At 72.8% G+C, this 22669-nt stretch carries 24 protein-coding genes; 16 read left to right on the top strand and 8 right to left on the bottom strand.

What is annotated here, in order from left to right:
* The 5 genes from ACH0A8_RS07995 to ACH0A8_RS07975 form a co-directional block, all read left to right on the top strand.
* Positions 1-184, top strand: a 184-nt coding sequence (locus ACH0A8_RS07995; protein ID WP_406906959.1) for a hypothetical protein, incomplete at its 5' end; no start/stop codon positions are given.
* A gap of 139 nt (positions 185-323) precedes the next feature.
* Complete coding sequence (locus ACH0A8_RS07990) at positions 324-965, top strand: DUF308 domain-containing protein (protein WP_406906958.1); 642 nt, start codon at positions 324-326, stop codon at positions 963-965.
* Positions 962-1228: a hypothetical protein gene (locus ACH0A8_RS07985; protein WP_251159952.1), complete on the top strand. Its 267-nt coding sequence runs from the start codon at positions 962-964 to the stop codon at positions 1226-1228. The genes ACH0A8_RS07990 and ACH0A8_RS07985 overlap by 4 nt, the downstream gene beginning before the upstream one ends.
* 110 nt (positions 1229-1338) lie before the next feature.
* Complete coding sequence (locus ACH0A8_RS07980; protein WP_209684265.1) at positions 1339-1878, top strand: RNA polymerase sigma factor; 540 nt, start codon at positions 1339-1341, stop codon at positions 1876-1878.
* Positions 1868-2644: a hypothetical protein gene (locus ACH0A8_RS07975; RefSeq protein WP_406906957.1), complete on the top strand. Its 777-nt coding sequence runs from the start codon at positions 1868-1870 to the stop codon at positions 2642-2644. Before ACH0A8_RS07980 ends, ACH0A8_RS07975 begins: the two co-directional genes overlap by 11 nt.
* 78 nt (positions 2645-2722) lie before the next feature.
* On the opposite strand, the gene ACH0A8_RS07970 is transcribed toward ACH0A8_RS07975, so the two are convergent.
* Positions 2723-3601, bottom strand: coding sequence for a LysR family transcriptional regulator (locus tag ACH0A8_RS07970; protein WP_066651741.1), 879 nt, complete (start codon positions 3599-3601; stop codon positions 2723-2725).
* Between the two features lie 81 nt (positions 3602-3682).
* Here ACH0A8_RS07970 and ACH0A8_RS07965 point away from each other — a divergent pair, with 81 nt between their 5' ends.
* Together ACH0A8_RS07965 and ACH0A8_RS07960 are read left to right on the top strand one after the other, a co-directional pair.
* Positions 3683-4951 carry an MFS transporter gene (locus tag ACH0A8_RS07965; RefSeq protein ID WP_251154197.1) on the top strand — a complete coding sequence of 423 codons (1269 nt, stop codon included), beginning with the start codon at positions 3683-3685 and terminating at the stop codon, positions 4949-4951.
* 66 nt (positions 4952-5017) lie between these two features.
* Positions 5018-5629, top strand: coding sequence for a hypothetical protein (locus ACH0A8_RS07960; protein WP_209684257.1), 612 nt, complete (start codon positions 5018-5020; stop codon positions 5627-5629).
* A 61-nt stretch (positions 5630-5690) separates the two neighbouring features.
* On the opposite strand, the gene ACH0A8_RS07955 is transcribed toward ACH0A8_RS07960, so the two are convergent.
* Positions 5691-6605, bottom strand: coding sequence for a cation diffusion facilitator family transporter (locus ACH0A8_RS07955; protein ID WP_251154196.1), 915 nt, complete (start codon positions 6603-6605; stop codon positions 5691-5693).
* A 47-nt stretch (positions 6606-6652) separates the two neighbouring features.
* Here ACH0A8_RS07955 and ACH0A8_RS07950 point away from each other — a divergent pair, with 47 nt between their 5' ends.
* A complete protein-coding gene (locus ACH0A8_RS07950) occupies positions 6653-7180 on the top strand; it encodes a DUF4166 domain-containing protein (RefSeq protein WP_406906956.1) in 528 nt (175 codons plus the stop codon).
* The gene (locus ACH0A8_RS07945) at positions 7177-8169 is read left to right on the top strand and encodes an epimerase (protein WP_209684251.1); all 993 of its coding nucleotides are present in this window, start codon (positions 7177-7179) and stop codon (positions 8167-8169) included. The genes ACH0A8_RS07950 and ACH0A8_RS07945 overlap by 4 nt, the downstream gene beginning before the upstream one ends.
* Here ACH0A8_RS07945 and ACH0A8_RS07940 read toward each other — a convergent pair.
* A complete protein-coding gene (locus tag ACH0A8_RS07940) occupies positions 8138-9073 on the bottom strand; it encodes an EamA family transporter (RefSeq protein WP_400340457.1) in 936 nt (311 codons plus the stop codon). The genes ACH0A8_RS07945 and ACH0A8_RS07940 overlap by 32 nt on opposite strands.
* A 71-nt stretch (positions 9074-9144) precedes the next feature.
* On the opposite strand from ACH0A8_RS07940, the gene ACH0A8_RS07935 reads away from it, so the two are divergent.
* Positions 9145-10056 (top strand): LysR family transcriptional regulator, encoded by a 912-nt coding sequence (locus ACH0A8_RS07935; RefSeq protein ID WP_251159945.1) that lies wholly within the window; start codon positions 9145-9147, stop codon positions 10054-10056.
* 146 nt (positions 10057-10202) lie between these two features.
* On the opposite strand, the gene purB is transcribed toward ACH0A8_RS07935, so the two are convergent.
* The 3 genes from purB to ACH0A8_RS07920 all read right to left on the bottom strand — a co-directional run bounded on the left by purB (position 10203) and on the right by ACH0A8_RS07920 (position 12612).
* Positions 10203-11588: an adenylosuccinate lyase gene (gene purB, locus ACH0A8_RS07930; protein ID WP_209684247.1), complete on the bottom strand. Its 1386-nt coding sequence runs from the start codon at positions 11586-11588 to the stop codon at positions 10203-10205.
* On the bottom strand, positions 11585-12097 hold the full coding sequence (locus tag ACH0A8_RS07925) for a low molecular weight protein-tyrosine-phosphatase (RefSeq protein WP_066657642.1): 513 nt from the start codon (positions 12095-12097) through the stop codon (positions 11585-11587). The genes purB and ACH0A8_RS07925 overlap by 4 nt, the downstream gene beginning before the upstream one ends.
* Positions 12098-12213: 116 nt before the next feature.
* A complete protein-coding gene (locus tag ACH0A8_RS07920; RefSeq protein ID WP_066651768.1) occupies positions 12214-12612 on the bottom strand; it encodes a phage holin family protein in 399 nt (132 codons plus the stop codon).
* A 74-nt stretch (positions 12613-12686) separates the two neighbouring features.
* On the opposite strand from ACH0A8_RS07920, the gene ACH0A8_RS07915 reads away from it, so the two are divergent.
* From ACH0A8_RS07915 to ACH0A8_RS07890, 6 genes are all read left to right on the top strand, one after another.
* A complete protein-coding gene (locus tag ACH0A8_RS07915; protein WP_406906955.1) occupies positions 12687-14363 on the top strand; it encodes a hypothetical protein in 1677 nt (558 codons plus the stop codon).
* Positions 14364-14373: 10 nt separating this feature from the next.
* Complete coding sequence (locus tag ACH0A8_RS07910; RefSeq protein ID WP_406906954.1) at positions 14374-15453, top strand: histidinol-phosphate transaminase; 1080 nt, start codon at positions 14374-14376, stop codon at positions 15451-15453.
* A 23-nt stretch (positions 15454-15476) separates the two neighbouring features.
* Positions 15477-16610, top strand: a complete 1134-nt coding sequence (locus tag ACH0A8_RS07905) for a thiamine pyrophosphate-dependent enzyme (protein ID WP_406906953.1) — start codon at positions 15477-15479, stop codon at positions 16608-16610.
* A gap of 89 nt (positions 16611-16699) precedes the next feature.
* Complete coding sequence (locus ACH0A8_RS07900; RefSeq protein WP_406906963.1) at positions 16700-17659, top strand: alpha-ketoacid dehydrogenase subunit beta; 960 nt, start codon at positions 16700-16702, stop codon at positions 17657-17659.
* Positions 17660-17691: 32 nt separating this feature from the next.
* Positions 17692-19269, top strand: coding sequence for a dihydrolipoamide acetyltransferase family protein (locus ACH0A8_RS07895; RefSeq protein ID WP_406906952.1), 1578 nt, complete (start codon positions 17692-17694; stop codon positions 19267-19269).
* A gap of 120 nt (positions 19270-19389) precedes the next feature.
* Positions 19390-19962, top strand: coding sequence for a GNAT family N-acetyltransferase (locus tag ACH0A8_RS07890; RefSeq protein ID WP_406906951.1), 573 nt, complete (start codon positions 19390-19392; stop codon positions 19960-19962).
* Positions 19963-19992: 30 nt separating this feature from the next.
* Here ACH0A8_RS07890 and ACH0A8_RS07885 read toward each other — a convergent pair whose 3' ends face one another.
* Complete coding sequence (locus ACH0A8_RS07885) at positions 19993-20643, bottom strand: ATP-binding cassette domain-containing protein (protein WP_406906950.1); 651 nt, start codon at positions 20641-20643, stop codon at positions 19993-19995.
* Positions 20640-22664 (bottom strand): hypothetical protein, encoded by a 2025-nt coding sequence (locus ACH0A8_RS07880; protein WP_406906949.1) that lies wholly within the window; start codon positions 22662-22664, stop codon positions 20640-20642. The genes ACH0A8_RS07885 and ACH0A8_RS07880 overlap by 4 nt, the downstream gene beginning before the upstream one ends.
* Positions 22665-22669 lie beyond the last annotated feature (5 nt).

Below are 22669 nucleotides of genomic sequence, written 5' to 3'. Positions count from 1 at the left end.
GGACGCCCCGACGGCTTCGCGCGGCGGGCGGACGGGCGGCGGAGGGGCCGGCGCCGGGGCCCTCGCGTACACCGGCGCCGAGGGGCTCGGGCTCCTCGCCGCCCTGGCTGCTGCCGCCGTCGGGCTCGGAGCCGGCGGCTGGTGGGTCGCACGACGCCGGCGCGCGGCCGACGACCCCGACTGACGGGGGAGCGCGCCACCGCCGGTCGGGGCGCTCGGACCCCGGCCCGCGGTGGTGACTCCCGTCGGTACGGGCTCCGGTCCGACGCCCGGGGCGCCGGCGGTAGACTCGGACCACGATCCGCATGCCCGAAAGAGGTCCCGTGTCCGACTCCGTGGACGACGCCGGCCAGCGCGCGCGGTACTGGCCGATCCCCGTCCTCCGGGCCGTCCCAGCCGCGGTCGTGGCCCTCGTCATCACCTTCTCGTCCAACCACGCCGCCGGCTACGGCCTGCTGCTCTTCGGCGGGTTCGTGATCGTCGACGCCCTCGTGCTCGGGTGGGCCGCCCTGCGCCGCATGCCCTCCGACGAGCGCTCGCGTCCGACCACGTTCGTGCAGGCGGTCGTCTCCCTCGTCGCCGGTGTCGCCGCCCTGGTGACCAACGGCGTCGGGCTCGGCGCGTTCATCACGGTGGTCGTCGGGTGGGCCGTGCTGACGGGAGCCCTCGAACTCGCACAGGGACTCCGAGCGCGCGGCCGGTCACCGTTCGCCCGTGACTGGACCACGGTCGGTGGACTCACCCTGCTGCTCGCCGTCGCGTTCCTGCTGACACCGCCGGACTACTCCCAGCAGCTCGGGGGCGTGGAACAGGTCACCGGCACCCTGGACGCCGCCGTCGTCCTGGTCGGACTGCTCGGCGCCTACCTCGCCATCGCGGCGGTCTTCCACGTGATCGCCGGACTCTCGCACAAGTGGGGCACCACGGCGCCTGCCGCAGCCCCGGACGGAGCACCACACGCATGAGCACCCCCAGCCGTCGCGACCGTCTGCGCCCCGCCGAGCTCCTCGTGATCTCGGCGGTCGTCGCGGTGTTCACCGGAGCGGTCGTGCTCTTCTCGACGCGTGAGTTCGAACTCGCCCTGGTGTTCCTCGGTGTCGCGTTCATCGTCGTCGTGGTGGTCCTCGCGATGCTCCAGCTCGCGGCATCGAGCGACCAGGACGACAACGACATGCTCGGCGGCCACAGGTCGCCGGGCGAGCGGTCCGAGGGCGACGACTTCCACTGACCCCGCTCCGGCGACCGTCGTCCCCGGCGACACGCCCGGGCGGAGCGGTCCGCGCCCGCGTCGTCAGGATCGGCACCCCGTCCGACACCGCTGGGTGAAGGGGGTGAGCGATGGACGTGACCACGACGACGGACGAGACGATCGTCCGCGCACTGGCGGCCGGTGACCAGGCCGCGTTGGCGCAGGTCTTCGACCGCTACGCCGCGACGATGACCCGGTACGTGTGGGCGATCGTCGACGATCGACACGACGTCGAGGAGGTCGTGCAGGACGCGTTCCTGGTGCTGTGGCAGCGGGCGGAGACGCTGGAGCTGCCGGCGGAGAGCCTGCTGCCCTGGCTGCTCGTCGTGTGCCGGAACCTGGCGCGCAACGCCGGCCGGAAGCGCACGCGGCACCGTGCCGATGAGCTGCCGGAGACGCTCACGGCACCGGTCGACCACACCGAGGCCGCCGAGACGCTGCGCTGGGTCCGTGCCGAGATCGCGGCCCTGCCCGAACTCGACCGGCGCATCTGCGAGCTCTGCCTGCTCGAGGGGCGCTCCTACACCGAGGCAGCCGAGGCGCTCGGGCTGACGGTGGGCGCCGTGACCCAACGGGTCTCCCGCAACCGTCGACGACTCAAGAAGGTGGTGATGCACGATGGACACTGAACCTCCCGTGGGCGACGAGCTGCAGCGCATGCTCGTCACGATGAAGCAGGGCGTGCTCGAGCGCGCCACCCCGCGTCCGAAGCGGCGTCGCGGGCACACCGGCATCGTCGTCGGTGTGGTCGCCCTGCTCGCGCTGGGCACCGCGTCGGGGGCGGTGGCGCTCACGCTGTCGCAGCAGGACCGTCCCGTGGCGGCCCCGGTGCAGACGCAGGAGCCAGCGCCGGCGCCGTCCGTCACCACCCCGACCTCCGCGCCGATCACGGCGACGCCGACGCCGGTTCCGACGACGGGTGCCGCGCCCGACCGAGCGGATCCGACGGCTGTCGCGTCGATCCCCACGTCGTGCCGGGGCGCTGTTCCGGCGGGTGCGTACGACCGCCTGTTCGGCGGGCGTGAGGCCATCCAGGTCTTCCCGTCGCCGGGGGGAGTGGTTCCGTCGGTGTCCGGATCCGGGGTCGTCACCGGGCTGTACTGCCTCTGGGGTGGCAGCGACGGACCCGGCCCGGGCCTCGCCCTCACCGTCGGGACCGCGAACGGCGAGCAGCTCGCTTCCCGGGAGTCGAGCTTCTTCGGCGACCAGGACACCGTCTGCTCGGTCGAGGGCCCCGCCCGCGTCTGCCGAGCGTCGTCGACGGACGTCGAGACCGGTGCCGCTCAGGCACGGACCTGGTACTCCCGTGGTGACACCTGGATCGAGATCGACCAGGCCGACTTCCCGACCGACGGCCTGCTGGACGCCGTCGTCGGGGAGATCTGGGGGGACTGACGGCCGGGAGGCGCGGTGCGGGACCGTCCCGCGCCTCCCGTCCGCCGGTGGGACACGTCCCACACGGCCCTCCGGACCTCACCCCACCCGTGCGGCCACGACGTCGCGAGCGAGCGTGCGCGTGGCGCGGTTCGGTTCGGTGTCCGACCGCATCGCGAGCCCGATGCGGAGCGGCTCGACCTCGTCCTCGAGCTCGAGCACGGCGCCGTCGTACCGGACGCCCGGGTCCGGGACGACACCGACGCCGAGCCCGGCCGAGGCGAACCGGATCACCGCCGGCATGTCGTTCATCTCCGCCACGACCCGGCGTCGGAGGCCGAGGCGCTCGAACGCGGCGTCGAGGATCAGGCGGTTGCCGAAGCCGTGCGCGGTGTCGACGAAGGGCTCCCCGGCGAGTTCGGCCAGGGACACCGACGGGCGAGCAGCGAGCGGGTGGTCCGCGGCGGTGTAGACGCGGAAGGGCAGCTCGCGCAGCGGTTCGACGACGACCCCGGGCGGGACGGACGGCAGGCCCGTGTACGCCAGGTCGAGCCGCCCGGCGACCAGGTCCTGCACCAGGCCGGTGGTGCCCGAGGGCGAGGTCATCAGCTCGACGGCCACGAGCGGGTGCCGCCGCCGGAACCGCCGAAGCACCCCCGTCAGGTCGACGACGTCCATGCTCGTGAAGATGCCCAGCCGCACCCGGCCGCGGAGGTCGGCGTCGTCGACGGTCGCCAGGTCCCGCATGCGCTCCAGGGAACCGAGCACCGCGCGGGCGTGCGGGAGGAGGTCCTCGCCGGCCGCGGTCAGCACGAGTCGCCGACCGGTGCGGTCGAACAACCGCACGCCGAGCGAGCGTTCGAGGGAGGCGATCCCGGCGGAGACGGTCGACTGGGCGGCCCACAGGCGTTCCGCGGCGCGTGTCACGGTCCCCTCGGCGGCGACGGCCACGAACTGTTCGAGCAGGCGGGTCTCCATCGTCCGAGTATCGACCAGATCGATGACACTCATCAAGAACACCCGTTGAACTCGATGACGGCGCCAGGGCACCATCGGAGCATGACCTCGACCACCGACGCGGCTCCGGCCCCGACGACCGGCTCCCGTCCCGTCCCCGCTCCGCGAGGGCGGCGCACGCACTCCCGTCGCCGGCACGGCTTCGGCTTCTGGGCCGTGGCCTTCGCGTTCCTGGCGGTGATGGCGTTCGCGACCGTCCCGGCACCCCTCTACGTGATCTACCAGGCGCGCGACGGCTTCCCGACGTTCACGACCACGGTCGTCTTCGCCGCCTACGGTGTCGGGGTCGTCGCCTCGCTCTTCCTGGCGGGACACCTCAGCGACGTGCACGGACGACGCCCGTTGATCCTGGTGTCGATCGCCCTCGAGCTCGTCGCGGCCGTGCTGTTCCTGCTGTGGTCCGACGTCGCAGGTCTCGTCGTGGCGCGGTTCGTCACCGGGCTCGGCGTCGGGCTCCTCACCGCGACGGCGACCGCGCACCTCGGTGAACTGCGGGTCCGGGCGACCGGCTCGTCCGCGTCCGCCCAGGGTGCGAGCGTCGCGGCCGGCGCCGTGAACCTCGGCGGTCTGTCGCTCGGCGCCCTGGTCGGGGGCGCGCTCGCGGAGTTCGTCGGGCAGCCGCTCGTCGTGCCGTACGTCGTCTTCGTCGTCGCCCTGGCGGTCGCGTTCGTCGTCGTCCTCGCCGCGCCGGAGACCGTCGACCGTCCCGAGCAGCCGGTGCCGTACCGACCGCAGCGGATGGCCGCTCCCGAGGGGCAGGCCGGCGTGTTCTGGGCCGCCGGTGCCGCGGCCTTCGCCGCCCTGGCCGTGCAGGGACTCTTCACCTCGGTGGCCCCGACCTTCCTCGGCACCACGTTCCACGTCACCGACCGTCTCGCCGCGGGCGCCACGACGTTCGGGGTCTTCGCCGCGAGTGCGGTGTCGCAGATCGTCTTCGCAAGGCTGTCCCAGCGTCGGCAGATCCGGCTCGGCCTGGTGCTGCTCGTCGGTGGTCTCGTCGTGCTCGCGATCGCCGCCGTGCTCCTGCAGGTCGCGGGCTTCATCGGCGGCGGGGTCGTGGCGGGTGCCGGTGTCGGGCTGCTCTTCCGGGCCGCGATCGCCCGCGCGGGGTCGCTCGTCGGGCCGGAGCAGCGCGGCGGGGTGCTCGCGGCGACGTTCCTCGTCGCGTACGCGGGACTGACCGTGCCCGTCGTGGCGGTCGGCGCCGCGCTCCTCGTCGTGCCGACGCTCCCGGTGCTGCTCGCGTACGTGGCCTTCGTCGTCGCACTCGCACTGGTCGCCGGCCTGCGCCTGGCCGCCCGCGCGGCGTAGTCCGCCGCGACCAGCCGACCACCCGGCCAGCCGTTCGGCAGGTCGTCTCCCGGCATACTGGAGCGCATGCCCCAGCAGCGCCGACGTCCGGCCGTCACCGTCGTCGCCGCGGTCATCGCGGCCGGCCTGGTCGCCGGCGGTTTCGCCCTGACGGCGCAGCGCAGCGGCGAGGACCCGGTGATCGGCGGCGGAGCGTCCACCGTCACGCCCGGCGCGACCGCCGCCGACGGAGCGACGCGCGACGGCACCGTCACCATCGAGCGGTCGGGCCCCGACCTGCCCGGCGGCGACGTGCTCGACCGCTGCGACGCCGACCGCCGGGCCGTGGTCGCCCGGTACGAGACTGCCGCGCTCGGACGGGTCGAGCTGCAGTGCGGCACGTCCGGCCAGGGCTACGAGCACATCCGCGTCCGGCACACCGCCGACTGGCAGGACGTCGTCCGGGGCCACGGCTCACGGGACTGGGACGACGCGATGCTCACCGCCGTCCGGTCCGTGCTCGAGGCGCCGCCCGCCGGCTACCCGCAGGACGCCGGGGACGGCAAGGTCTGCTACGCCGCGCCGGTCCGCTTCGACGACGGCTCGCGTCCGTCGGCGGAGCCGAACGTGCGGGTGATCGTGTCGGAGACGACCGACCGGGTGATCACGGCGTTCCCCACCGACGACGGCGGCTGCTGACCGCACCGGACCGGTGCGCAGGCCCGGCCGACCAGCCCGCCCCGACGCGTGCACCTCGTGCCTACGCGTGCACCTCGTGCTCGTGCCGCCGGTGCGAGACCGGTTCGAGCTGGAAGGTCGAGTGCTCGACGGGGACGTCGAAGTGCTCCGCGACGCACTGCTGCAGCGCGTCGAGGATCCGGGGCGCGTGCGCGGTCGAGAAGCAGTGGTCGTCGACGACGACGTGCGCCGTCAGGTTCGGCACGCCGGTGGCGACGAGCGTCGCGTGCAGGTCGTGCACCTCGATCACGTGGTCGAGCTCGAGGATGTGCGCGCGCACGTCGTCGAGGTCGAGCCCGGGCGGTGTGGACTCGAGCAGCACGTTCGCGGTCTCGCGGAGCAGCCGGACGGCCCGCGGCAGGATGAGCAGCCCGATCAGGATCGCGGCGATCGAGTCGGCCCGCTCCCACCCGGTGAGCGCGAGGACGACGGCGGCGGCGATCACCGCGACGGACCCGAGGGTGTCGTTCAGCACCTCGAGTCGGGCCGCCCGTGAGGTGAAGCCGCCGCCCGAGGCCCGCGCGAGCACCGCGTAGGCGACGAGGTTGCCGACGAGCCCGACCACGCCGAACACGAGCAGCGGGCCGGCGTGGATCTCGGCGGGCACGAACAGTCGTTGGACCGCCGAGACGACGACGAAGACCCCCACGGCGAGCAGGATCGCCGCCTGCGCCGTGGCGCCCAGCACCTCAGCACGCTGGTAGCCCCACGTCCGCTGGGCCGTCGGCGAGCGGCGCGCGAGCCGGGTGGCGACCAGGCCGATGCCGAGGCCACCGGTGTCGACGACCATGTGCCCGGCGTCGACGAGCAGTGCGAGGGAGCCGGTGACGACCGCCCCGACGACCTCGGCGAGCAGGATGCCCGCCGAGATGCAGAACGCGACGAGCAGCGCGCGCTCCGAGGCGCCGGCGTGCCCGTGCGCGTGGTCGTGTCCCATGCCTCGATCGTAGGGAACGAGGCCGACACCGTGCCAGGATCGGCGTCGTGACCCGGTCGCCCTACGAGCTGACGACACCGTCGGCCGTGCTCGCACGGTTGCACCCACGACTGCGCACGTACTTCGGTGCGGTCCCGGTGGGTCACGTCGGCCGCGGCGCCGTGGACGGTCGGGAGGCACGGGTCGCCGTCCGCGCGCACCGCACCTTCCGCTTCCGGACCGGATCCCGCACGATGGTGGACGCGATCACCGCCGAGCCGCACGGGCTCGTCGACCACCTCGGTCGCCGTGGGCGCGTCAGCGCCCTGCTCCGGGCGGAGGTCGACGCGGACGGGCCGGACGCGGGCGCCCTGCGCCTGGTCTCCACCCGGGTGACGGTCCGTGTGCTGGGACGTGCCCGGAGCCTCCCGGCCATCGCCGCTCCGCGTGTCACGCTCGTGGAACGATTCGATGACGATGCCGACGTGCAGCGCGTGTCCCTGCGGCTCTCTGCGCCGCTGATCGGCACGCTGTACCGGTACGAGGGCACCTTCCGCTACCGGATCGAGCCCGACACCGGACAGGGGACACCATGAGCGACGACACCACCCGCGCGCCGAGGGGCCGCGCCGTGATCGCGGGAGCGGGGGGCTTCGTCGGACGGTACCTGCAGCGCGCCTTCCGTGACGAGGGGTACGAGGTCGTCACGGTCGGTCGCACGGGCGACGCGGTGTGGGGCAACACGCTCCGGATCCGAGAGCTCGTCGACGGTGCCGCGATCGTGGTGAACATGGCGGGCAAGAGCGTGAACTGCCGCTACGGCCGTCGGAACCGGGCGGAGATCATGCGCTCCCGCGTGGACACGACGCTCGAGCTGGCCGAGGCGATCCGGACCGCCGAGCACCCGCCGCCGCTGTGGGTGAACGCCTCCACCGCGACGATCTACCGGCACGCGGACGACCGACCCCAGGACGAGGCCACGGGTGAGCTCGGCGAGGGCTTCTCGGTCTCGGTCGCGAAGGCGTGGGAGGACGCCCTGTTCAGCGCGGACCTGCCGCACACCCGCCGGGTCGCGCTCCGGATGGCGATCGTGTTCGGCGACGGGAGCGCCCTCGTCCCGCTGCTCCGACTGGCCCAGGCCGGTCTCGGCGGGCCGCAGTTCGACGGGGCGTGGTTCCCGACGCGTGCCCGGCTCCGAGCGGGCACGTACCACCACGACCGGCACACGCACGGGCGGCAGCGGTTCAGCTGGGTGCACATCGACGACGTCCTGGGGGTGATCCGGTTCGTGCGCGACCACGAGGACATCGACGGCCCGGTCAACGTCTCGAGCCCGGAGCCGTCGGACAACCGGACCGTGATGGCCACCATCCGCGACGCGGTCGGACGGCGCTTCGGGCTGCCGACCTGGCGGTGGATGCTCGAGATCGGATCGTTCGCGATCCGCACGGAGACCGAGCTCGTGCTGAAGAGTCGGTGGGTCGTGCCGACGCGACTGCTCGAGGCGGGCTACGAGTTCCGGTACCCGCACCTGCGCGGCGCGCTCGCCGGCATCATCGCCGAGCGCCGGCAGCACCGGGGCTGACCGGCACCGCCACCGCCGGCACCGCCACGGCCGGCACCACCCTCGCGGTGCGCGACGACCACAGCACGGCGACCACCACCACGGCACCGGCCACGACCTCGACCACGTCCGGCACCTCGCCGAACGCCGCCCACGAGGCGAGCACCCCGATCACGGGGACGAGCATCGAGAACGGTGCGACGGTGCTCGACGGGTACTTCCCCATCAGGCGCGACCAGATCCCGTACCCGACCAGGCTCCCCGCGACGACGATGTAGAGCAGGCCGAGGTCGGCCGGCAACGCCGACGCGGTGAACGCCGTGCCGAACGCCCGACCGACCCGTTCCGGCCCCTCGACGAGCAGCGACAGTGCGAACATCGGCACCGGCGGCACGACGGCCCACCACAGGGTCAGGTGCAGCGGGTTCACCGGACCGGTCCGCCGCGTCGCGACGTTGCCGAGCGCCCAGCCCAGCGCCCCGCACAGCACCAGCACGACCGGCAGCAGCGCCGCGGTCTGCGCCCGGTGCACCGCGATGACGCCGAGGGCCGCGACCGCGACGGACACCCCGACGACCTGACGGGCGGTGAGCTTCTCACGCAGCAGGACCCCGGCGAGCACGACCGTGAACGGCGCGGATGCCTGGATCACCAGCGACGCGAGCCCGGTCGGCATCCCGGCCGCCATGCCGAGGTACAGGAACGCGAACTGCAGGACGCCGAGCGTCGCGCCGACGAGCACGATCCACCGGAACGGGACCCTCGGCCGCGGGACGAACAGGATCGTCGGGACGGCCAGCAGGCTGAACCGGACGGCGGCGAGCAGGAACGGGGGCCAGTGGTCGAGGGCGATCGCGGTCGCCGGGAAGTTCAGACCCCACGCCACGGCGACGACGAGGGCCAGGATGCGGTCGCGGAAGAGCACGGATCGATCGTCCCGCACGAGAAGCGGTAGCACCAGCGCACGGTGCGACAGCATCGTTGTAGGGTCCCTGCATGGTCGGCTTCGACATCGCCCTGCTGCCGGTCCTCCGCGAGCTCGCGGAACGGGGGAGCGTCACCGCGGTCGCAGCAGCCACGCACCGCACCCCGAGCGCGGTGTCGCAACAGCTCCGCACGCTGCAGCGCCAGGCCGGCGTACCCCTGGTCGAGCGCGTCGGACGCGGCGTGCGCCTCACCGCGGACGGCCGGGCACTCGCCGACATGGCCACCGGTGTCGCGACCGCGCTCGCCACGGTGGAGTCAGCGTGGTCGGAGCACCTCGCGGGGGTGAGCGGGACGGTCGACCTCGCGGTGTTCCCCTCGGCGGCCGAGCTGCTGCTGCCGGGGCTCCTCACGCGCATGCGCGAGCACCCGGGCATCGTCCTCGAGCTCTCGGACGTCGACGTCAGCGAGGGGGAGTTCGCGCCGCTCACCGCCGACCACGACGTCGTCATCGGGCACCGCCCGGACGGTGCCCGCCGCCCCGACGGCGCCGTCGAGACGGTCGCGCTGCTCCGGGAACCGCTCGACGTCGCCCTGCCGCTCGACCACCCGCTCGCCGACCGGGAGCGCGTCGGCATCGAGGACGTCGTCGACGAGACCTGGATCGGCGTGCCCGAGGACTACCCGATCGACCGCGTGCTGATCGCGATGGCCGCGGCGTCCGACACCCCGCCGTCGGTGGCGTTCCGCACGATCCACCTGCCCGTCATCGAGAACCTGGTGGCCGCGGGGCACGGCATCGCGCTCGTGCCCCGGTACACGTCGGGCACGCGTGCGGCGGGACGGTTCCGGTTGGCGACGCTCGCCGACGTGCGGGCGGGCCGGAGGATCGAGGCGCTCACCCGTCCGGACCGCGCGGTCCGTCCCGCGGTCCGCACCGTCCTGGAGGCGTTGGTCGCCGAGGCACGGGCCGTCACCACCTGAGGTGGTGACGTGCGCGGCGGGGCCGCCCCGCGCCTCCCGTCCGCTGCGCCCGCTCGCGGTCTCGCGGAACGCAACGACGGCGGCCGCTCGCAGGGGTGTACCGCTGCGAGGAGCCGCCGTCGTTGCGTGTTGCGGAAGGGGTCGGACTAGACGTCCAGGCGGTCGACGAGCTCGTCGGCCAGGCCCGTGTAGGTGCCGGGCGTGAGGTTCGTCAGTCGTGCCTTGGCACCCGACGAGATGTCGAGGCCGTTCACGAACGCGACGAGCTCGTCCTGGCCGATGCGCTTGCCCCGCGTGAGCTCCTTGAGCATCGCGTAGGGGTCCTCGATGTTCGACTGCCCGGCGGTGACCTCGGCGCGGATGACCGTCTGGATCGCCTCGCCGAGCACCTCCCAGTTGTGGTCGAGGTCCTCGGCCAGCCGGGTCTCGTTCACCGCGATCTCGCCGAGCCCGCGACGCAGGTTGTCGAGCGCGAGCAGCGAGTGCCCGAACGCGACGCCGATGTTCCGCTGCGTGGTCGAGTCGGTCAGGTCGCGCTGCAGGCGGCTCGTCACGAGGGTCTCGGACAGCGTCGAGAACAGCGCCGACGAGATCTCGAGGTTCGCCTCGGCGTTCTCGAACCGGATCGGGTTGATCTTGTGCGGCATCGTCGACGACCCCGTGGCACCGGCCACCGGGATCTGCGTGAAGTAGCCCATCGAGATGTAGGTCCACACGTCGGTCGCCAGGTTGTGCAGGATCCGGTTCGCGTGGCGCACCCGGTCGTACAGCTCGGCCTGCCAGTCGTGCGACTCGATCTGCGTCGTCAGGGGGTTCCACGTCAGGCCGAGGCCCTCGACGAACTCCTTCGACAGCGCGGGCCAGTCGGCCTCGGGGTCGGCGGCGAGGTGCGCCGAGAAGGTCCCGGTGGCGCCGGAGAACTTGCCGAGGTACTCGCCGTGCTCGATCTGCGTCAGGACGCGCTCGAGGCGGTAGACGACCACCGCGAGCTCCTTGCCGAGGGTCGTCGGCGTCGCGGGCTGCCCGTGCGTGTGCGAGAGCATCGGCACGGCGCGGAGCTGCTCCGCCGTGGTGCGGAGCGTCGCCAGGACCGAGCGGTAGGCGGGCAGCCACACCTGGTCGACGGTGTCCCGCACCGTCAGTGCGTACGACAGGTTGTTGACGTCCTCGCTGGTGCAGGCGAAGTGCGTCAGCTCGGCGATGGCGTCGAGCCCGAGCTCGGACAGGCGGCGACGGACGAAGTACTCGACGGCCTTGACGTCGTGCCGCGTCGTGGCCTCGATCTCGGCGAGCTCCGCGATCTGGTCGTGGCCGAAGGTCTCGACGACCCGGCGCAGCGCTGCCTTGTCGTCGATGCTCAGCGGCGAGGTGGTGAACATCGCGTGGTCGGTCAGGAAGATGAGCCACTCGACCTCGACCACGATGCGTGCGCGGTTGAGGCCGGCCTCGGAGAGGTGCTCGCCCACCGTGTGCACGACCGGGTAGTACCGCCCGTCGAGCGGGCTGATCGGCTGCGGGGGAAGGGGGGTCATGGGGCTCCCTGACGGACTGCCGGTTCGAGTTGGCGGAAGAGCGCCCGGCAGGCACGCTCGACGGTCGAGAGCACTCGGTCGAACTCGTGCCGGTCCGCGTAGTACGGGTCCGGCACGTCGGCCTGCTGGGGCCAGGCGTCGTCGTACCGCAGCAGGAGCGTCACCTTGGCGGCGTCGTCCATGGTCGGTGCCCACGAGCGCAGGACGCGTTCGTGGGAGCGGTCGAGTGCGACCACCAGGTCGAGGTCCGGGAACCGGTCCGGGTCGAACTGGCGGGCGCGATGCCTGCTGCCATCGTATCCGCGCGCTGCGAGTGCCGCGATCGTGCGCTCGTCCGCGGGCTCGCCGACGTGCCAGTCACCGGTGCCCGCCGACTCGACGACGAAGCGGTCGGCCATGCCGGCGTCGGCGGCGACCTGTGCGAAGACGATGCCGGCCATGGGGGAGCGGCAGATGTTGCCGCTGCAGACGAACGAGACGCGGAACGGGGCGTCGGCGTCCGGGCTCATGTGCACATCATGGCGCACGGACGTGACGTCCGCGACGGCGGTCCGACCGGGAGGCACGGCGCGGCCCTCGCCGTCGGCACGCGTCGCGCGGGCGGCCGGCTCGGTGCGGCCCGCGGTCACGGACGCGGGCGGTTCAGCACCGGCCGCACGAACAGCCCGATCAGCCACGAGAACACGGCGAGCACGAAGGCACCGACGATGCCCCAGCCGAAGGACTCGACCTCGAGCCCGAAGCCGATCGCGTCCGAGATCCCGGCGACGATGAGCAGCAGCACGGCGTTCACGATCAGTGAGATCAGGCCGAGCGTCAGGACGTAGAGCGGGAACGCGACGATCCGGATGATCGTGCCGATGACCGCGTTCACGAGCCCGAACACGAACGCCACGAGCAGGAACGTGAGCACCACGGCGGTGGTGTCCCCGTCGCCGAACGGGGTGACGGTGACGCCGCTCACGATGAGCGTGGTGAGCCAGAGCGCGACGGCGTTGACGACGAGGCGGACGAGGAATCGCATGCCCTCATGATGCCCGCACTGTCTGACCAGTGCTGCCGCTACCGACGCGAATGACCGTCATGTAATATTCTCGTATGTCTCCGAACCTCCGCTCGCGTCTCCGGTTCGTCGGTACCGAGGGCGGAGCCCTCGTCCTGCAGACGGCCCTCGGGGTGATCGCACTGTGGCACCTGGTGTCGACACCCCGGTCGTGGATGCTCTTCGACGACGGGGACTCGGTGTTGCTCGCGATCGTCCGTCGCGCGACGGAGGCTGGTCCGCCGACGGAGTTCGGCTGGTCCGCCGTGCTCTTCGTGCCGGAGCGACTGCTCTACGACGTGCTCTCCGCCCTGACGGGTCTGTCCCCGCAGGCGACCCTGGCACTGAACGCCGTCGTCAACCTCGTGCTGTTCGGCCTGGCGTCGAGGTTCCTCGTCGCTCCGGCGCTGCGCGCGGCGTCGCACACGGTCCGTGCGATGAGCGGGGTCGTGCCGGTGGCGCTCCTCTGCGCGCTGGTCCTGACCGAGTCGTCGGCTGCCCGCGCGAGCGGTGAGCTCGCCTCCCTGCTGATGCTGACGACCTACTACAGCGCGACTGCGTGGGGCGTCCTCGTCATCCTCGGGATCCTCGTCCGCCTCCATCGGGCATCGACCGCCCGCCGACGGGTCGTCACGTCGGCGGCGCTCATCGGGGTCGTGGGGGTGTCCGTGTGGACGAACATGATCGTCCTCCTCTGGCTCGTCGTCCCGGCGACCGTGGTGTGGTGCGTGTTCGTCGTCCGCCCGCTGTGGCCGGCCCTGCGCCGCGGGCGTCTGCCACGAGGGCTCGTCGCACGCGCTCTGGTGGTTCCCGGGATCGTCGCGGTCGAGACCGCGGTCGTCGTGGTGATGCGCGACACGGTGACCGCGTCGGGGTACGCGCGGGCCTGGGACGTGAGCGCGGGCGCGGCCCTCGCGGCGTTCGCGCACGCACTCGGCGACCGTTTCGGGTCCGTCGAGGGCGCGCTCTCGGTCGCGCTCTGGTGCGTCGTGTGGGTGGCGTCGCTCGTCGCCGCGCTCCGGATGCTGTCGGCACCGCGTGGCCGGCGCGAGGACCGCACCGAGCTCGCCCTCGTCGCCGTCTCGGCCAGCGCGCCGCTCCTGTGCGGGATCTTCGTCCTGGGCACGCTGAACCTGCGGTACCTCCAACCGGTGGTGTTCCTGCCCCTGGCGGTCGCACCCGTGACCCTCCGTGTCGTGGGTCGCGCGGTGCGCCGACGGTCCAGCCGGTCCGGGGTCGTCGCTCGACTCCCACGGACGGCTGCCTGCATGTCCTGGGTGATCGGGGCCGCAGTCGTCGTGACCGCGGTCACGGCGCTGCCCCACGTCGCGCGAGCTTCGTCGGCAGTGCCGAAGGACATCGCCTGCGTCGTCGCATGGGCCGACGCGACCGATCGGACCGGCGCTGGCGACTTCTGGGCGATCCGCGGCGTGAAGTACCGCCTGGACGACCCCGGACACCTCGTCCAGCTGTCGGAGCGGCTCGTCGCCGACGGTTCCCTCATCGACAAGCGGGAATCGGCCGGGGTGCACGAGGTCTCCTGGGTCGTCGTGGGGCCCGGGGCCCCTGCCGGCACGCCGGAGTACGCAGGCGACGCGTCGCCCGGACTGCCGTTGTCGGCGTACGTCCGAGCAGCCGGAGGTGTCGAGCCGCAGCGGACGCAGACCTGCGGCCGGTTGCTCATCGCCGACTGGGGATCCCCGGTCGTGCGGATCGGTGGCACCCGCCGGTAGCCTCGTTCGCGTGACTGACGAGCGCGTGCACATCCGGCCCGAGGTGGCCGTCCTCCCCGCGTACAAGCAGGGGCGTCAGGCAGCGCCCGACGCCTTCAAGCTGTCGAGCAACGAGAACCCGTTCCCGCCGCTGCCGGGCGTCGTCGAGGCCGTGCAGGCGCAGACGGCCTACAACCGCTACCCGGACGCCACCGCCCTGGCCGTCCGCGCCGTGCTCGCGAACCGCGCCGGACTCACCGTCGACGAGGTCCACGTCGCGCCCGGCAGCGTCGCGATCCTGCACGAGCTGGCCCGGGCGACGAGCGGCCCCGGCGACGAGGTCGTCTACGCGTGGCGCTCCTTCGAGGCCTACCCGGGTGTCGTGACGGTCGCCGGTGCCACGAGCGTGCAAGTGCCGAACCGCCCGGACGGCGGCCACGACCTCGACGCCATGGCCGACGCCGTGACCGTCCGCACCCGCATGGTCATCGTCTGCTCGCCCAACAACCCGACCGGACCCGTCGTCACGGGCGCTGAGTTCGAGACGTTCATGGCGCGCGTGCCGTCGACCGTGCTCGTCGTGCTCGACGAGGCCTACGCCGAGTTCGTCACCGAGCCCACCGCGGTCCGTGGCACGCCGCTGCTCGAGCGGTACCCGAACCTCGTCGTCCTCCGCACGTTCTCCAAGGCGTACGGACTCGCGGGCCTGCGCGTCGGGTACGCGTTCGGTCCGGCGTACGTGCTCGACGCCGTCCGTGCCTGCGCGATCCCGTTGTCGGTGACGGCACAGGGCCAGGCGGCGGCGCTCGCGAGCCTGGAGCGCGAGACCGAGCTGCTCGACCGCGTCGCCGAGCTCGCGGTGAGCCGTGACCGCATCGTCGCCGCGCTGCGCGGCCAGGGCTGGGACGTCCCGGACGCCCAGGGCAACTTCGTCTGGCTGCCGACCGGGGAGCTGACGGCCCACGCGGCCGAGCGCTTCGAGGCCGCCGGCATCATCGTGCGGGCCTTCGGGAACGAGGGCATCCGGGTGTCGATCGGGGAGCACGAGGCTGTGGAAACGCTCCTCGAAACGGCGGGGTCGCTTGTGGGGGACCTCCAGGCGGCCCGGTAGGCCCTGGCGTTACGCTGACCGACATGTCATTCCACGCCGCGGCCCCCGCGACGGCCACCGTCCGGATCCTCGACCCCGAGGGCCGGTTCGTGGAGACCGACGAGAACGCCGAGTACGCCGCCGTCGCGCGGACGATCCCGGACGAGGCCCTGCTGGCGATGCACCGCCGCATGGTGCTCACGCGTCGGTTCGACCACGCGGGCCACAACCTCCAGCGCACCGGTCAGCTCGGCCTCTGGGTCCCGAGCCACGGACAGGAGGCCGCGCAGGTCGGCTCCGTCTTCGCCCTCCGCGCACAGGACCACGTCTTCCCGTCGTACCGCGAGCACGCCGTCACGATGCACCGCGGTGTCGAGCCGATGGAGATCATCGCGATGTACCGCGGCCAGACGCACGGCGGCTGGGACCCGGACGAGCGCGGCAACACGCACATCTCGACGCTGGTGATCGGGTCGCAGACGCTGCACGCGACGGGCTACGCGCTCGGTCAGCAGCTCGACGGCGACGTGGGCACCGGTGACCCCGACCGCGACGCCTGCACCATCGTCTACTTCGGCGACGGCGCGACCAGCCAGGGCGACGTGAACGAGGCGTACGTCTTCGCCGCGTCGACGAAGGCCCCCGTCGTCTTCTTCCTGCAGAACAACCACTGGGCGATCTCGGTGCCGGTGTCGGTGCAGTCGCCGACCCCGCTCGTCGACCGCCCGCGCGGCTTCGGGATCCCGAGCGTCCGCGTCGACGGCAACGACGTCCTGGCGTCGTACACGGCGTCCCTCGTCGCGACCGACCACGCCCGCTCCGGGCAGGGGCCGGCGTTCGTCGAGGCCGAGACCTACCGCATCGGTGCGCACACGAGCTCCGACGACCCGACCCGCTACCGCCTCGACGACGAGCTCACCTCGTGGGTGGAGCGCGACCCGATCGCCCGTTCGGCCGCGTACCTGCGCAGCCGCGGGGTCACCGACGAGCAGCTCGCGCGCTTCGACGAGGAGGGCGAGGACATCGCCGCCGACGTCCGACGGGCGACCGTCGCCCTGACCCCGCCGTCGGTGGACGTCATGTTCGACAACGTGTACCGCGAGCCGCACCCGGTCACCACCGCGCAGAAGGCCTGGCTCGAGCAGTACGAGGCCGGGTACGAAGGGGGCTCCCACTGATGAGCACGACCGAGCAGCTCTTCGACTACACGCTCCGCGCCCACCCCGGTGCGGGCGAGGTCCCCAGCGAGCCCGTGCAGACCCTGCCGATGGCCAAGGCGCTCAACGCCGGCCTCGCCGCCGCGATGGCCGCGGACGACAAGGTCCTGCTCATGGGCGAGGACATCGGCCAGCTGGGCGGCGTCTTCCGCATCACCGAGGGCCTGCAGGAGCGGTTCGGTGCCAAGCGCGTCCGTGACACCCCGCTCGCCGAGGCCGGCATCATCGGCACCGCGATCGGCCTGGCACTGCGCGGCTACCGTCCGGTGGTCGAGATCCAGTTCGACGGCTTCGTCTGGCCGGGCTTCGACCAGATCACCTCGCAGCTCGCCAAGATGCAGAACCGCCTGCCGCAGCACATGTCGCTGCCGGTCGTCATCCGCATCCCCTACGGCGGGCACATCGGCGCCGTGGAGCACCACCAGGAGTCCCCGGAGGCGTACTTCGCGCACACCCCGGGCCTGCGCGTGGTGAGCCCGAGCACGCCGAACGACGCGTACTGGATGATCCAGGAGGCGATCGCGTCGAAGGACCCGGTCGTGTTCCTCGAGCCGAAGTCGCGCTACTGGCCGAAGGGCGAGGTCGACCTCGTCGACGGCCACGTCCCGATGCACACCACGCGCGTCGCCCGGACCGGCACCGAGGTCACCCTCGTCGGCCACGGTGCGATGGTGGCGACCCTCATGCAGGCTGCGGACATCGCCGAGGCCGAGGGCACCAGCTGCGAGGTCATCGACCTCCGCTCCATCTCGCCGATCGACTGGGAGCCGCTGCTGACCTCGGTCCGCAAGACCGGCCGGGTGGTCATCGCGCAGGAGGCCTCCGGCTTCGTCAGCGTCGGCAGCGAGATCGCCGCGACCGTCGCGGAGCAGTGCTTCTACACGATGCAGGCGCCGCCGATCCGGGTCTCCGGGTTCGACGTCCCCTTCCCGGTGTCGAAGCTCGAACACCTCCACCTGCCGGACGCGGACCGTGTCCTCGAGGCCGTCGACCGCGCCCTCGCATACTGACCGAGCCGACCAGAACGTTCGAAGGAGCCGCAGTGCCCGCCGCCGAATTCCCCCTGCCCGACGTGGGCGAAGGCCTGACCGAGGCCGAGATCGTGCAGTGGCGCGTCGCGATCGGGGACGAGGTCGCCGTCGACCAGGTCCTGGTCGAGATCGAGACCGCGAAGTCGCTCGTCGAGCTGCCGTCGCCGTTCGCCGGGACCGTCACCGGGCTGCTCGTCTCCGAGGGCGACACCGTCGAGGTCGGCAAGCCGATCATCCGGGTCGACTCGGACGTCCAGGTCGCGTCGACGTCCGCCCAGCCGGGAGGCCCGTCCACCGTCGCCGACAGCGCCCCGGCCTCGCCGGACGTCGCCGTCACCCCGCCTGCCGCAGCGGCCGCTCCGGCTCCCGTCGCGCAGACGCCGCCGGCGCCCGCGCAGCAGACCCCGCCGGCACCGGCCCCCGCAGCCGCTGCTGCTCCGCAGCAACCGCGGCACGCGGCTCCGTCGCAGCCGGTCGCTGACCACGCGACCGTCGTCGGCTCCGACGAGTCGTCCGGCGCCGTCCTGGTCGGGTACGGCTCCGCGACCACGTCCCCGTCCCGCCGGAAGCCGGGCGCCCGCCGGGCCGCAGCGCTCGCTGCCGAGGCGAGCCGTGCCTCCAGTGCGGACGCCGTCGCCGCGGCCGAGGCCGCCTCGGACCCGGGCGAGGACAGCATCTCGCAGGCCGTCGGCGAGCAGGGCTCCCGACCGCGCAAGGCCGTCGTGTCGGGCATCGTCCTGGCGAAGCCGCCGATCCGGAAGCTCGCGAAGGACCTGGACGTCGACCTGACCGAGGTCGTGCCGACGGGTCTCGCCGGCGAGGTCACGCGCGACGACGTCATCCGGCACGCGAAGCAGGCCGGCGTCTTCCGCAACATCGAGACGCCCGAGTGGGGCGACGTCCGCCGCGAGACCATCCCGGTCAAGGGCGTGCGGAAGGCCATCGCGAAGGCGATGACCACGTCGAAGTTCACGGCGCCGCACGTGTCCCTGTTCGTCGACGTCGACGCGACCCGCACCATGGAGTTCGTCAAGCGCCTGAAGTCCTCGCCGACGTTCGCCGGTGTCAAGGTCTCGCCGCTGCTCGTCTTCGCCAAGGCGGTCATCTGGGCCGTCCGTCGGAACCGGTCGGTGAACTCGACCTGGACCGACCAGGAGATCATCGTCCACCACTTCGTGAACCTCGGCATCGCCGCGGCGACCCCGCGTGGGCTCATCGTGCCGAACATCAAGGACGCGCAGGACATGTCCCTGTTCGAGCTCGCGAAGGCGCTCGAGGACCTGACGCTCACCGCCCGCGACGGCAAGACCACGCCGCAGCAGATGGCCGACGGCACCGTGACGATCACGAACATCGGTGTCTTCGGCATGGACACCGGCACCCCGATCCTCAACCCAGGTGAGGTCGCCATCGTCGCGATGGGCACGATCAAGCCGAAGCCGTGGGTCGTCGACGGCGAGGTCCGCTCGCGCATGGTGACCACGATCGGTGCCTCGTTCGACCACCGGGTCGTCGACGGCGACGTGGCCTCGCGCTTCGTGCACGACATCGCTTCGGTGCTCGAGGAGCCGGCGCTGCTGCTCGACTGACGCCTGCCCGCCCGTCACCGGTCCGGCCCCGGGCTGCGCGAAGCCGCAGTCCGGGGCCGGATCGCGCGGACGTCGCGTGGTGTCCACCCACTTGTCGGGGGTCGGGGTGATGATCGGACCATGGCCCACCAGCTCCTGACCCCACAGCAGGAGATCCGGACGGATCGCCTGGTGCTGACACCGCTCACGCCCGCCGACATCGACGACGTGCACGCGGTGTTCTCCGACGCGCGGACCTGGGAGCACCTGCCCTCTGGGCGGCACGCCGACCGTGCGACGACGGTCGACCTGGTGCAGCGCAAGATCGGCGGTCGGGCCCGGTACGGCCTCGGCTCGTGGACGGTCCGCACGACGGACGGAGCGTTCGTCGGGGTCGGCGGCGTCGACATGACGACGGCGGGGGTCTGGAACCTCGGCTACCGGTTGGCTCCCGCGGCCTGGGGGAACGGGTACGCCAGCGAGCTCGCGCGCGCAGCCGTGGCCGAAGCGCACCGCGCAGCTCCCTGCGCACCGGTGACCGGCCGGGTGCTGACGAACAACCCGGCGTCGGCCGCTGTGCTGCGGAAGGTGGGGCTGTCGCTCGTCTGGCAGGGGCCGGCGTCGGTCGCTGCTCCGGACGGCGCGCTCGGTCAGGTGTGGACCGACCGCGAACTCACCGACGACCAGTTCGCCTGGCTCGTCCGCAACGCCTGAGGGGCGGACGGCGCCGAGGAGCGGGCCTGCTCAGGGTCCGCCTCGATGGTCCCGTGCATCCCGGAGGGCGATCACGCGTGCCGCGCGCCGTGTGACCGACGGCGCGTGCGTCGCGATGAGGACCGCGGCGCCCGCGGCCGCGAACGACTCGAGCCGGTCGAGCACCAGCGCAGCGTTGTCGGCATCCAGCGCGCTGGTCGGCTCGTCGGCGAGGATGACGGACGGCTGCTTGACGAGGAGCCTCGCGAGCGCGACGCGCTGTTGCTCGCCGCCGCTCAACTCATGGGCGCGCGCCGTCGAGCGGCCGCCGAGTCCGACCTGTTCGAGCGCCGCGGCGGTCGAGAGGCCCCGACGACGGCCGCGTCCGGTCGGTCGGGCGAGGTCGACGTTCGCCCCCACGGTTGCATCGTGGACCAGCCCGAAGTCCTGGAACAGGTAGCCGATGTGGTCCCGGCGGAGCAGGCGCGCGCGGCGTGCGCTCCGTCCCACGTCCACACCGCCGATGCTGATCGTCCCGGAGTCGACCCGGTCGATGTGGCCGACGCAGTCGAGCAGCGTCGACTTGCCGCAGCCGCTGGGCCCCGTGAGCGCCACGACCTCGCCGGCGTCGACCGAGAAGGTGAGGTCCTCCCAGAGCGAGCGACCGCCCCGCTGCTTGCTGACGGTCAGGACGTCGATCATCGTGCTTCGTCTCCTCGGGACCTGTCGGTGCCCCGGGCCGTGCCCAGGACGATCACGGTGCTCACGATCGACACCACCACCGCGGCCGCGATCGCGAGCAGCGCTGCCGGAGTGGCCGTCTGCGTCAGCGGGTCCAGCGTCGAGACCCGCCACGATGCATCCGGCCTGAGCCGGGACCACGCCGCACCCGCCGCGACAGCTGCGACGGCGACGGACACCACCTCGACGGCGAGCAGGTCGGCGTCGGCCCGTACCGGGTGGACACCTGCGACGGTCTTCGCGAACCTGGCCCGGCCGTGCCGGCGACGGTGTGCCGACGTCGCGAGCACAGCGAGCGCGACCGACACCACGGCACCGCTCACGACCGCAGCGGACTGGGCGACGACCGTCCGCCGGGCACCGCGTGCGGTCTCCGCTGCCGCCTGTCCGACGTCCACCACGGCACTGATCTCCGAGCCGACCCCGGCAGCGTGGATCGCCCGCTCCGCGCGCGCACGGTCGCGGAACGCGACGTCGCCGGTCGACAGCCACGAGCCGAGCTGGTCCGCCGAGAACATCGTGGCCGGCGTCGGGACGACCACCAGGACGGCGTCGTCGACCCATCCCCGGACCCGGCCGCCGTCCGGGTACGTCCAGAGCTCCGGCGTGCCGAGCCGCCCGACGGTGACGTCCCGGGTGGCCGCAGCGGGCGCGTCGCGGAAGTCCCAGTCGGTGAGCGACCTGACGAGCGCGTCCGGGTCGAGCCTGCTGCGCTCGGGGAGCCAGACGGTCGGCGTCGCACCGGCACGGATGCGGGTGCCGTCCGCCGCGCGGACGTCCTGGAGTCGGAGGTACTCGGCGTCGACGAAGAGCGCGGACACCCCCGCGCCGCCCTCGCCGGTCGAGACCTCCCTGAGCGCGGTGAGCAGTGCGTCGTGGTCCTGCAGTGCGCCACCGGCGAACCGGCCGAGCCGGTCCCAGTACGCCTGTGACTCGATCGGTCGGGGGTCCGGCGTGATCCAGAGCTGCACGACCGTCCCTGCCGCCCGGAGGTCCCGATCGGTGCCGGACGTCCGCGCCACGACCTCGGCGCCGACGAGACCGCTCACCGCGGCGACGAGCAGCAGTGTCGCCGCCAGCCGTGCGATGTGCGCGAGCCCGACGATCCCACCCGGTGGCCGCGAGCCACGCAGCGAGTCGACCAGGGGGCGTCGGCAGGCGAGGAGGACGCCCGTCGCGTGCGCGAGCAGCACCGGCGTGAGCAGCGCGGCGCAGAGCAGCGCGGACGCGGCGACGAGTGCCGGCCACTGCGCTGCGCCGTTGATGATCCAGATGCCGACGCCGGCGAGTGGCGCGCCGACGAGCACGACCGTCGCGCTCGTCCGCAGTGCACCGAGCTCCTGCCGCAGGATCCGCGCCGTGCTGTGTCCGTGCAGTCGCCGGACCGCGCAGCGCCGTGGGGAGCCGACCGTCGCGACCAGGCACGCGGTCGCCGATCCGAGGACCAGGATGCCGACCAGTCCCGCGGTGCCGTCGACCGTCTCGCCGATGCCGAGCCGGGCCAGGAGCGGGATCGACTCGGTCCTCGCTCCGTACCCGACCGAGGCGAAGGCGCGGACCAGGGAACGCCGGGCGGCATCGTCGCCGAACAGCTCGTACGTGCCGGTCGGGTCGACGCGGTCGAGGTCGGCCATCGGTCGGACCCGGGTCGAGACCGCACTGGAGAAGTCCGGGTAGCCGTCACGGAGCCACTGCTCGCCGAGCGTCCGCGGAGCGTCGGTCACGAGCGCTGTCCGGCGTCCGTCCGGGTCCGCGCGGTCGGCGACCATCCGGACGACGGTCGCGTGGTGTTCCTCGGCGACGCGGGTGATCGCTCCTGCGATGATCCGGTTCGACCGCGCCGCGCCGCCGAGGGAGACGGTGACCGAGGACGTCGCCCCGACCACGCTGGTCTCGTCCGCCACGGTGAGTCCGACGAAGGCGAGGACGAACGCGAGGACGGGCGGAATGGCGTAGGCGAGTACCAGTGCACGGGGTCGCATGCGGT

The sequence above is a fragment of the Curtobacterium sp. 179-B 9B NHS genome (genome assembly GCF_045370965.1).
GTDB lineage: Bacteria > Actinomycetota > Actinomycetes > Actinomycetales > Microbacteriaceae > Curtobacterium.
This window is presented reverse-complemented; position numbering and strand designations above follow the sequence as displayed.